1 protein-coding gene is annotated in these 299 nt (G+C 64.2%); it reads left to right on the forward strand.

Annotated features, from left to right (window positions below):
- The coding region (locus FFY45_RS22490; RefSeq protein WP_439333559.1) for a hypothetical protein at window positions 1–299 on the forward strand (299 nt) is incomplete at both ends.

Consider the following 299-nt stretch of genomic DNA (forward strand, 5'->3'; position numbering starts at 1 on the left):
CGACGCCACGACCGACCAGAAGACCACGCTGTATTCCAATCTGTACCGGCTGCATCTGTATCCCAATTCCGGCCATGAAAACGTCGGCAGTGCGACTGCGCCGGACTGGCGTTACGCCAGCCAGAGCAGCTGGTCGGACGACAACATCGATGGCGCGCGCGGTGCGCTCGGCCAGTTCCGGCTCGAAGCTGGCCGCTTCGCCCAGCGGAATCGGGAACACCGTGCGCATGCCGTGGATCACGTCCGCCGCAAGGATCACCGGGATGCCCAGACGGCTTTCTTCCACCGCCACTTTCTGG

This window comes from Xanthomonas hortorum (genome assembly GCF_011305375.1).
GTDB lineage: Bacteria > Pseudomonadota > Gammaproteobacteria > Xanthomonadales > Xanthomonadaceae > Xanthomonas > Xanthomonas hortorum_E.